At 52.2% G+C, this 9,241-nt stretch carries 11 protein-coding genes and 3 pseudogenes; 4 read left to right on the top strand and 10 right to left on the bottom strand.

Going from position 1 to position 9,241, the window contains the following annotated elements; all coding sequences use genetic code 11:
* On the top strand, nucleotides 1-79 hold a 79-nt coding region (locus HII27_RS26335), incomplete at its 5' end, for an IS1 family transposase (protein ID WP_001401901.1).
* 113 nt (nucleotides 80-192) lie between these two features.
* Nucleotides 193-1,743, top strand: a complete 1,551-nt coding sequence (locus HII27_RS26340; RefSeq protein ID WP_185670167.1) for a methyl-accepting chemotaxis protein — start codon at nucleotides 193-195, stop codon at nucleotides 1,741-1,743.
* A gap of 200 nt (nucleotides 1,744-1,943) precedes the next feature.
* Here the strand turns inward: HII27_RS26340 and HII27_RS26345 are convergent.
* From HII27_RS26345 to HII27_RS26355, 3 genes and pseudogenes are all read right to left on the bottom strand, one after another.
* Nucleotides 1,944-2,171, bottom strand: a pseudogene (locus HII27_RS26345) (IS1 family transposase); the annotation flags it as partial.
* A gap of 54 nt (nucleotides 2,172-2,225) precedes the next feature.
* Nucleotides 2,226-2,539: pseudogene (locus HII27_RS26350) on the bottom strand (Tn3 family transposase); the annotation flags it as partial.
* Nucleotides 2,540-2,565: 26 nt separating this feature from the next.
* Entirely contained in the window at nucleotides 2,566-3,318 is a 753-nt protein-coding gene (locus tag HII27_RS26355) for an alpha/beta hydrolase family protein (protein WP_185670168.1), read from the bottom strand.
* A 240-nt stretch (nucleotides 3,319-3,558) separates the two neighbouring features.
* On the opposite strand from HII27_RS26355, the pseudogene HII27_RS26360 reads away from it, so the two are divergent.
* Nucleotides 3,559-3,906, top strand: a pseudogene (locus HII27_RS26360) (EamA family transporter); the annotation flags it as partial.
* A gap of 210 nt (nucleotides 3,907-4,116) precedes the next feature.
* On the opposite strand, the gene HII27_RS26365 reads toward HII27_RS26360, so the two are convergent.
* The 3 genes from HII27_RS26365 to HII27_RS26375 all read right to left on the bottom strand — a co-directional run bounded on the left by HII27_RS26365 (nucleotide 4,117) and on the right by HII27_RS26375 (nucleotide 6,829).
* Entirely contained in the window at nucleotides 4,117-4,890 is a 774-nt protein-coding gene (locus tag HII27_RS26365; protein ID WP_185670169.1) for an SDR family NAD(P)-dependent oxidoreductase, read from the bottom strand.
* A gap of 65 nt (nucleotides 4,891-4,955) precedes the next feature.
* Nucleotides 4,956-5,657 carry a DsbA family oxidoreductase gene (locus HII27_RS26370; RefSeq protein WP_001194072.1) on the bottom strand — a complete coding sequence of 234 codons (702 nt, stop codon included), beginning with the start codon at nucleotides 5,655-5,657 and terminating at the stop codon, nucleotides 4,956-4,958.
* 65 nt (nucleotides 5,658-5,722) lie between these two features.
* Nucleotides 5,723-6,829: an alkene reductase gene (locus HII27_RS26375; protein WP_087788076.1), complete on the bottom strand. Its 1,107-nt coding sequence runs from the start codon at nucleotides 6,827-6,829 to the stop codon at nucleotides 5,723-5,725.
* A gap of 213 nt (nucleotides 6,830-7,042) precedes the next feature.
* On the opposite strand from HII27_RS26375, the gene HII27_RS26380 reads away from it, so the two are divergent.
* Nucleotides 7,043-7,372, top strand: a complete 330-nt coding sequence (locus HII27_RS26380) for a thioredoxin family protein (protein ID WP_002431133.1) — start codon at nucleotides 7,043-7,045, stop codon at nucleotides 7,370-7,372.
* Nucleotides 7,373-7,401: 29 nt separating this feature from the next.
* Here the strand turns inward: HII27_RS26380 and HII27_RS26385 are convergent, their stop codons facing one another.
* The 4 genes from HII27_RS26385 to HII27_RS26400 all read right to left on the bottom strand — a co-directional run.
* Nucleotides 7,402-7,740: a carboxymuconolactone decarboxylase family protein gene (locus HII27_RS26385; protein WP_000888080.1), complete on the bottom strand. Its 339-nt coding sequence runs from the start codon at nucleotides 7,738-7,740 to the stop codon at nucleotides 7,402-7,404.
* Nucleotides 7,741-7,744: 4 nt separating this feature from the next.
* Nucleotides 7,745-8,326, bottom strand: a complete 582-nt coding sequence (locus tag HII27_RS26390) for a TetR/AcrR family transcriptional regulator (protein ID WP_000210409.1) — start codon at nucleotides 8,324-8,326, stop codon at nucleotides 7,745-7,747.
* A gap of 141 nt (nucleotides 8,327-8,467) precedes the next feature.
* Nucleotides 8,468-9,025: an OsmC family protein gene (locus HII27_RS26395; protein ID WP_000108589.1), complete on the bottom strand. Its 558-nt coding sequence runs from the start codon at nucleotides 9,023-9,025 to the stop codon at nucleotides 8,468-8,470.
* Nucleotides 9,026-9,162: 137 nt separating this feature from the next.
* Nucleotides 9,163-9,241, bottom strand: a 79-nt coding sequence (locus HII27_RS26400) for an IS1 family transposase (protein WP_001401901.1), incomplete at its 5' end; no start/stop codon positions are given.

Consider the following 9,241-nt stretch of genomic DNA (forward strand, 5'->3'; position numbering starts at 1 on the left):
GTCGCTGTCGTTCTCAAAATCGGTGGAGCTGCATGACAAAGTCATCGGGCATTATCTGAACATAAAACACTATCAATAAGTTGGAGTCATTACCCAACCCTAGAATGCAAATAGCCTAAATAAATAACTTTAATTCAATATTAAGGGGCGGATGCCGATAACACTTTAGAGCGTTTTATATCTGAGGTAGTTATGTCGTTGAAAAAGTCGTCCCTTGCCATTCTGCTCGCTTTGCTGTTTTTCTTTGTTGCCAGTGCCGCAACCAATGTCTGGCTGGCCATTAAAAGCAATGATTCACTGGATAACGTGAATAAAGAGATCCAGGTGGTGTTATCCATTATCGATCCCATTAACCACAGCCGTACCCTGCGCGTGCGGGTCATGGAGTACATGAAGCAGGCGGAGAGCGGAGATACCTCCGGTCTTGCGGAGAAGCTGGACTCGGTAAAGCTGGCGCTGACCAAGGCCGATGGCGCGTTTGCCGCCTTTAATGCCGCGCCGCGTCTGGCGGATGAAGCTCCGTTAGTGAAAAATTACGACGACGCCTGGCTTGCCTACCGTAATCAGGGACTGGCACCGCTGATTGATGCGGCCTCGGCGCATGACGCGGCAAAATTTGATGCCCTGATCCCGCAGATCTCCCGTCTCGACCGCCAGTACGAAATCGTCCTCGACCAGGTGCTCTCCGTGCACCAGAAATACGCGAAACAGCTGAATGACGATGCGCGATCCCACTTTGCCTCTGGCTTAACCATTATTGCCGCCTTTGCTGCGCTGTTTGTGGTGGTGATTATCGGCGTGAGCGTACTGATGAAGCGGTTTGTCTTTGCCCCGATTAACCTGGCGCGGGCGCACTGCAGCCAGATCGCTGCCGGTCAGCTGACGGAAGCGGTGCCGCAAAAAGCGGGCTCGAACAACGAAATCGATCTGCTGATGGGCTCGATGGAGCAGATGCGTCTGGCCCTGCTGGAGACTATCTCTCAGGTGCGTGAAGCCTGCCGTACCGTCAATTACGCTTCGCAGGAAATTGCCTCCGGCAACATCGATCTGGCCTCGCGTACCGAGCAGCAGGCGTCAGCCCTGACGGAAACCGCCGCCAGCATGGAGCAGCTGAGCGCTACCGTCGCCAATAATACCGACAATGTGTATCAGGCCGGGAAGCTGGTGCAGGATGCGGTGAATAACGCCCGCACGGGGGAGGCCGTGACCCGCGAGGTGATCGAGACCATGAACACCATCGCCGCTAACTCCCAGCGTATCGAAGATATTACCAGCGTGATTAACAGCATCGCCTTCCAGACCAATATTCTGGCGTTGAACGCCGCGGTTGAAGCTGCCCGCGCCGGCACCCAGGGACGGGGATTTGCGGTGGTGGCAACGGAAGTCCGTACCCTGGCGCAGAAGAGCGCCGTGGCGGCGAAGGATATCGAAAACCTGATCGCCCAGTCGGTCTCCAGCGTGAAAAACGGTTCTCAGCTGGTGAATCGCTCGGGGGAGGTGATCCATGCCATTATCAATTCGGTCAATAAGGTGAACGCGCTGATGGAGCAGATCTCGGTGGCGTCGGAAGAGCAGAGCCGTGGCATCGGCCAGGTCGGCCAGGCGGTAACCGAGATGGACGGCGTCACCCAGCAAAACGCCGCCCTGGTGCAGGAGTCCGCGGCTGCGGCCGCCTCGCTGGAAGAGCAGGCGAAACACCTGACCCAGAGCATCGCCAGCTTCAGACTGCCGGAACCGGCATAATTCCTCCCTGTAGCCCTTAATGCCCGGCGGCGCTGCGCTTGCACGGGCCTACGTTTCTGTAGGCCGGGTAAGGCGTAGCCGCTACCCGGTAATACAGTTCGCACCCTTCGCAGTGACCCATCTCACATTAATTTTCCTGGTCTATGCTTGATGTTCATGCGCGGTATCACGCCAGCGCATTTTCTGGTAATGACTCCAACTTACTGATAGTGTTTTATGTTCAGATAATGCCCGATGACCTTGTCATGCAGCTCCACCGATTTTGAGAACGACAGTGACTTCCGTCCCAGCCTTGCCAGATGTTGTCTCAGATTCAGGTTATGCCGCTCAATTCGCTGAGTGTAACGCTTGCTGATTACGTGCAGCTTTCCCTTCAGGCGGGATTCATACAGCGGCCAGCCATCCGTCATCCATACCACGACCTCAAAGAGGTCCGCTTGGAAAACGGAAATTATCCCACGCTAAGACTATATTTTGTACAGCAGTGGAGAAGGATGAGAGACCAGCAGTTCATTAACAGGGACTCCTTTTTGCTTAAGCGGCTCAATGGTTCTTTCTATATAAACCGTATTCCAGAGTGTTATCGCCGCCGTATGTAGTGTCAGCGCCGGTGGCGTGGTAACGCTGATCCTCCCACCCCCAGATCCCTGATTTCATTCAGCCGGTGCATGAAGGATGCTCGCCCAAGGGCCTCACCCTTATTCAGCCCCGCCTGTATGCATCGGCCTAAGCCTTTATCGCAAAATCAGTCCAGCATAAACAGCGTCCGATCTCTGCAGAAAATCGCCCTCTGCGCTACGAGTTTGAACGCATTTACTCTGTTTATAGGTAACATTCGCTCCACGATATAATGATATCGGCAACGTATTCAGCATCCTGAGCATGAGTCAGAAGGTGATCCGCCTTACCCAACGAAATGAAACTCTTGGGATGCTTTGCTGCTTTGAATATTTTTTCGGCCTGCTCAATTAACACAGTATCATCTTCAGTCGCATGAAAAATAAGCAGAGGCTTGTTCATGGCGAACACCTTATGAGCGATTTTGTGTTCCTGAATATTGTCCAGCATCTGTTTCTTTAAGGTAAATACCCGCCCGGCCAGCTCAACGGGATAGGCTCCATGCTGGTTAATGTTTTCAACATCATCCTTAAAAAGACGTTTTACGTGTGTCAGTTCTCCGGGTGATCCTATGGTGACAACGGCCTTTGCCTCAGGAACTTCGCCGGCAATAGACAGAATGGCCGATCCCCCCAGGCTATGGCCGATGAGCAAAGAAGGCGCTTCGTACTGTCGGCGGAGATAATCTACCGCGCAAAGCAGGTCCGAAATATTGGATGAGAAGTTGGTGTTGGAAAAATCCCCTTCGCTGTTTCCCAGACCAGTAAAATCAAACCGGAGAACGGCGATAGCATTCTCTGTCAGTTTCCGCGCAATACGCGCCGCGCCTTTGAGGTCTTTGCCACACGTAAAACAATGAGCTAACAGCGCAAACGCTTTAGGATTTTCAGGAAGTTCAAGCAATCCGGCCAGTTCTTCACCAGCCGTATTTTTGAACGTAAATTTTAGTTTTTTCATAGGATATTCCAGGTCTTAAACTGATTTCATATGTTTGATCGCAGGGAAAAATAATCTTCTGCTCTGCATCTGGCATTACGCGTTTTCCTTCCTCTACTGGGGATGTGAAACAGAATTCATTCCGAATGCCTGTCCTCACCTTCCAGTTTGAAAGCTGATTATTGCTTCCTGTTCGGTGATCACTTACGCTATGCTACCAACCAGATGGTAGTTTACAAGAATTTTATGAGGTCTCACTGAATGGCCAATTGCGCGCTCATTCTTAAAATATCCCTGGCAATGCTGGCGTTTGCTGCAAACTCTATTCTGTGCCGTCTGGCCCTGCAGGGAGGCCACATTGATCCCCTTTCATTCAGCAGCCTCAGGCTGGCCAGTGGTGCACTCGTCCTGTCACCTTTCTTGTTTTATCACGCAAAAACTACATTATCGCTGTGGCGTCCGCTGAGCGGATTTTACCTCATGGTGTACGCAGTGCTCTTCTCTGTCGCCTATATCCATCTCGATACCGGGGCAGGTGCGCTGTTACTTTTTGGTGCCGTACAGTTTGCGATGGTGATCCACGGATTATTTAAAGGGGAATCACTCTCCGTTACCGGCTCCTCATCGTGTATAACCCCTTTCTCTCTGGCCGTTTTGTCCTGTCAGGATGTCGTCAGAACCCGGCATAACACCCTGTGCCGGGAACACAAAAGGCACGGATGAACAGGTCGTGAATATTCTTAGTGAAGCCTGCTGATGACATGTCTGGCGACAAAAAAATGCCGCCCTTAAGGGGCGGCTTATGCCAGCGTCACGGGGTTATCGTCTGGCCGCCATGATGCCCGCATCGACATCCCAGATAGCGCCCGTCACCCATGAGGTTTTGTCAGACAACAGGAAGAGAATAGTATTTGCCACATCTTCGGCAGTTCCGACGCGTCCCAGCGGGTGGAAATCGTTCAGCGACTTCATAGCATCTGCGATATCCGCTTTGTCCATGAAGCCTTCGTATATCGGCGTATGAACAATCCCGGGAGACACCGCGTTGACACGAATACCCGCGCTGGCCAGCTCAATCGCCAGATTACGCGTCAGGGCATGCAGACCCGCTTTTGCCATTGAATAGGCCGAGGCCGGCGAGTCACCCAGTGCAGCCTGAGCACCAATCGAACCGACGTTGACGATAGACCCTTCGAGCTTCGCGGCGAGCATGTTCTTCACGACATCCTGTGTAATAAAGAACGTGGCTCGGTTCAGCGAAAGATACATGTCATAATCGGCAAAGCTGTGCTCGGTAAATCCTTTGGGCATGAAGATACCGGCGGCATTCACCATCAGGCTGATATCGCGATGGTGAGCATTAATTTCCTGACGGATAGTTTCCATACCTTCTTCGGTCATCAGGTTCGCCGCGATGACCGCAACCGGTCCCAGAGGGCTCAGTTCTTTTTGCACCGCTTCGGCTTTGTCTTTTTTATTCCCGGTCAGCACGACACTGCCGCCCGCTTCCAGTACCATGCGTGCCACGGCCAGGCCCATGCCGCTGGTACCGCCGACGACGAGCAGTTTTTTACCTTTGAAAAAAGTGTTCATTTTCTGACTCCATTACTGGTGGGTAAGACGTTGCCGGCAGCGTGAAACTGCCGGCGGTTGACGGATTAAATACTGCAGCCATCCGTTCCGCAGGTCTGACCCGCAGTGGCTGAAAATTCGGTTTGCTGTTCATCCCAGACCTGACGCAGGGCATTCAAAAAGTTATCTGCTGCCTGAGCCCCGCTGATGGCATATTTTTCGTTCATCACAAAAACCGGAACGCCGCTGAGGCCAATAGACTGTGCGTGGGCTTCATCGTCGGAAACGGTGGCGCGAAAATCGTCATTTTCCAGGGCGGCTTCAGCGTCAGCTTTCGGCATACCGGCTTCTACGGCCATGGCAACGAGCTGCTGACGGTCAAAGAGAGAGCGACCTTCGGTGATACTGCCATGATAAAAACGTTCTTCCACCGCGTCCGCAATTCCGGCCTTACGCGCGGCAACCAGCAGGGTGTGTGCATCTTCTGTATCACCAAACATCATGCCGTCGAAGTTGTAGATCAGACCTTCAGATTTACCGGCGGTGCCCACCTGATTCATCATCAGCTCCGCTGAATGCTGACTGCCCAGCTTTTTAACGATGGCATCCTTAAAAGGCATCGCGGGAGTACCACCGGCCAGACGGTAGCTGTGATGGCGGATCACCACCTGGTCGCGAAATTCAAAGCGATTCAGACCCTGTTCAAATCTTTTTTTAGCAATCCAGCACCACGGGCAGACCAAATCTGACCAGATATCGATGGTAAGGGTGGGTTTCAGCGTTTGCATAATGATTCCTCAAAGACGTTGGGCGGTCGGATCTCACTTATCAGAGAACCGCGACCGTATGGGATTTATTGCGCCTGCCAGACCGGGTAATCGGTATAGCCTTTTTCCGGGGAACCACTGACGCCGTAGTAGGTGGCGCGGTCACTTTCTGCCAGTGGCCAGCCGTTTTGCATTCTTTCAACCAGATCCGGGTTAGCGATGTAGGGCACACCAAATGCCACCAGATCCAGCTCATCATCTTCCAGAGCCTGCTCTGCGATATCACGGGTAAAACCGCCGGCAGCGATGATGGTGCCTTTAAACGTGTTGCGAAAACGGCGGCGGAAGCCTTCCGGAAGTGGCGCTTTGGTGTACACCGGCTGATAGTAAAGGTGTACGTAGGCCAGTTCCCGCTGACCGAGCGCGTCGGTGATGGCTGACCAGGTTTGCTCTTCACCTTCATACGGCGCGAGGTCATAAATGCGGCCGAACGGTGACAGGCGCACGGCAACGTGGCTGTTACCCACGGCTTCCGCCACGGCGTCAATGGTCTCCAGCAGGAAACGCTGACGATTTTCCACCGAGCCGCCGTATTCGTCGGTGCGGGTGTTCAGTTCGCTACTGAGGAACTGGTCAAAGATGAATCCGTTTGCCGCCATGATTTCCACGCCGTCAAAGCCGGCTTCAATCGCCAGGCGTGCGGAGTGCACGAAGTCTGCAGTGATGCGTTTAACTTCATGCGTTTCCAGCGCGCGTGGCTGGCTTGGTACAACCGGGCCCGGTTCTCCGGATTCGGTCAGCGCAAAAACGGTGGTATTGACCGCCTGAACGGTGCCCGCTGAAACCGGCGCTATGTGGCCTGGCTGAAGAGAGACGTGAGACATACGGCCGACGTGCCAGAGCTGCGCGAAAATACGGCCACCTTTGGCGTGAACCGCTTGTGTCACCTTACGCCAGCCCTGGACGTGTTCGTCGTTGTAGATACCAGGGGTATAAAGGTAACCCCGGCCTTCTTCTGAAACCGGCATCCCTTCGGTGATGAGCAGGCCAGCAGAAGCACGCTGTGCATAGTACAAAGCCACGACCTCATCCGGCACGTCATTCATGGTGCGGGTGCGGGTCATCGGTGCCATGACTACACGGTTTTTTAACGCCAGGCCAGACAGATTGTAGGGGGTGAAAAGCTTACTCATCGTATACCTCACAAAAAACAAAAAGGAGTATCCCGGCAGGGATTTGCACAGCCCGGCAGTATCATCGACTGGACGTCGCGCACTGGAGTTGCATAAACATCTGATGGGTGGCAATATACCAACCATCTAGTAGGTAGGTCAATGGCTGTGTCGTATTTTTTTGTCATAACGCAGCCATTTCTGAATTGTCACTCATTTTGCGAGGTCATCACCATGCGTACATTAACAGCTTATAACGAAGATAATTTCCGCCAGATAGAGCAGTACAAAGGAATATCGGTGGTACGTTTCTCTGCACCCTGGTGTCCGCCCTGTCAGGCCAGCGAAGAAATGTTCAGTCAGTTTGCAGACCGGCTCGATAGAGATATTCAGGTGGGGAAAGTCAATGTAGATCAGGCACCGGTGCTGACAACCAAATACGAGATCTGGGGGCTGCCGTCTGTGCTGATATTTCATGAAGGGCAATTAGTTAAACGCATACCGGGTGTGAAACCTGCATCGGTATATGCTCAGGCTATTGCGGACATAAAAAAAGGGCAGTAATGCCCTTTTAACGTGGAATTTATTAATGCTTAACCGCGTGCCTGACCGACGGCATCCAGAGTGCGGGCTGAATAAATGACCGCCGCGCCAGCGTTGAGGTTAATCGCCACGCCCAGCGCTTCAGCAATTTCAGCGTCGGTTGCACCGGCTTTCACAGCGGCGTCGGCGTGAAAAGCAATACAGCCGTCGCAGCGGGTTGTGACTGCGCACGCCAGGGCAATGAGTTCACGCACTTTTGCGCCCAAAAGGTCAGTTTTGTTACCTGCGTTGCCCAGGGCAACCACGCCTTTCATGGTCTCGGGGGTCAGTTTGCCCAACTCGCCTAAACGTTGCATTAACTCTGAGCGATAGTTGTTCCAGTCCAGCATAGTGTCATTCTCCTGAATGAGGGGTATTAAGAAGCAGTTTTATATACTTAAGGCTGTTGGCGAAGACTTCGGGTCTGGCCGTTGCATGCGCCACTACGCTTGAGCCTTCACAGACATTAATGATCATCAAAGCAATATCTGATGGTTCGGCATGGGATGAAAACTCACCTGACTCCATGCCCGCCCTGACGACTTTTGTGAGCCACTCGATTTGCATATCGAAATAAAGTGATGTCTGTACAGTAATTGCCTGAGGCAGATTGGCGGTCTCTGCTGACAACGCACAACACAGTGGCAGTAGCGAAGCTTTATGGCTTTGCGCGAAGATATCGATGTAAGCCGCAATTCTTCTCTCCGCGCTTTTCTCAGTCGCCTCTATCTGCTCAAATACGCGTTGTGTATCAGAGAACGCCTGTATTACCACCTGCTCACCCAGAATATCTTTGGTCGGGAAATGGTGATGAATACTGGCCTTGGTGATACCCACTATTTTTGATAAATCAGCATAGCTGAATGCTGAATACCCTTTTTCGCGCATCAGGTGTTCTGCTTCGCTGAGCAGCCGTTCCCGTGTCATGGTTGTCATAATTACTCCATATAATCTACTAGTTGATAGATTATATTGTTGCTATTTTTCCGTAGCAAGTTGTATCACTGACTCAGTATCGTGCAGAGCTGAACGTCACTGCCATCCTGCATTCTGAATGGCAGCATTACATCTCTGACATCACGCCAGGCGTGTAATCATTTCAACCGGATTAGCCAGAGTATCGTGGATTGGCGAATTCTTTTGCATTTCGCTGACCAGCGCTTCTAACTCCTCGCGACTGGCGGTCTTGCTCGTAAGGTGAACATCGACGCGAATAGATTTCGCACCTTTACGCACGTTGCTGTCCAGCCCAAGGAAGCCGTTGAGGTTGATATCGAAATTAAGATCCAGCTCGATACCGTCCAGGTCGATCCCTTTTTCAGCAGCCATCATGGTAAGGGTAGCGGTATAACAGCCAGCCAGCGCCTGCATGATGTATTCAGTCGGGCTCATGCCGGTATCGGTGCCGAGTAAACCTGCGGGTTCATCACCGATATTAGAAAATTTCCCCACACGGCTGGTATCGATAACGCCGTTCTGGATTGTGGCGCCGGTCTCTGTGCGAACGGTTAATCCGCCGCTGGAACGGGCTTTCATCTGGAAAGTCAGGTTACCCAGGCCAGGCTGGCTGCGAACTGCTTCACGGGTATTGTGGATCGCAGCTGCGTCTGCAGAAGGTTTAACGGTAGTAGACATAATGGCTCCTGTAATTTCACGATAAAAGGTATAGCTGGTGCAATCAGTACCAACCATCTAGTTGGTAGATTAATATCGCGAACCTCTTTTGTCTACTCTTTTATAAAAAATAGGGGGAAAAGGGTAATGACTCCAACTTATTGATAGTGTTTTATGTTCAGATAATGCCCGATGACTTTGTCATGCAGCTCCACCGATTTTGAGAACGACAGCGAC

The sequence above is a fragment of the Kluyvera sichuanensis genome (genome assembly GCF_014218705.1).
In the GTDB taxonomy this organism is placed as follows: Bacteria; Pseudomonadota; Gammaproteobacteria; order Enterobacterales; family Enterobacteriaceae; genus Kluyvera; species Kluyvera sichuanensis.

What these genes read in the sequence shown, in the direction of transcription:
- HII27_RS26380 (WP_002431133.1), top strand. Translation starts at nt 7,043, where the DNA reads ATGCGTACATTAACAGCTTATAACGAAGATAATTTCCGCCAGATAGAG.
- HII27_RS26340 (WP_185670167.1), top strand. Translation starts at nt 193, where the DNA reads ATGTCGTTGAAAAAGTCGTCCCTTGCCATTCTGCTCGCTTTGCTGTTT.
- HII27_RS26375 (WP_087788076.1), bottom strand. Translation starts at nt 6,829, where the DNA reads ATGAGTAAGCTTTTCACCCCCTACAATCTGTCTGGCCTGGCGTTAAAA.
- HII27_RS26355 (WP_185670168.1), bottom strand. Translation starts at nt 3,318, where the DNA reads ATGAAAAAACTAAAATTTACGTTCAAAAATACGGCTGGTGAAGAACTG.
- HII27_RS26385 (WP_000888080.1), bottom strand. Translation starts at nt 7,740, where the DNA reads ATGCTGGACTGGAACAACTATCGCTCAGAGTTAATGCAACGTTTAGGC.
- HII27_RS26365 (WP_185670169.1), bottom strand. Translation starts at nt 4,890, where the DNA reads ATGAACACTTTTTTCAAAGGTAAAAAACTGCTCGTCGTCGGCGGTACC.
- HII27_RS26395 (WP_000108589.1), bottom strand. Translation starts at nt 9,025, where the DNA reads ATGTCTACTACCGTTAAACCTTCTGCAGACGCAGCTGCGATCCACAAT.
- HII27_RS26370 (WP_001194072.1), bottom strand. Translation starts at nt 5,657, where the DNA reads ATGCAAACGCTGAAACCCACCCTTACCATCGATATCTGGTCAGATTTG.
- HII27_RS26390 (WP_000210409.1), bottom strand. Translation starts at nt 8,326, where the DNA reads ATGACAACCATGACACGGGAACGGCTGCTCAGCGAAGCAGAACACCTG.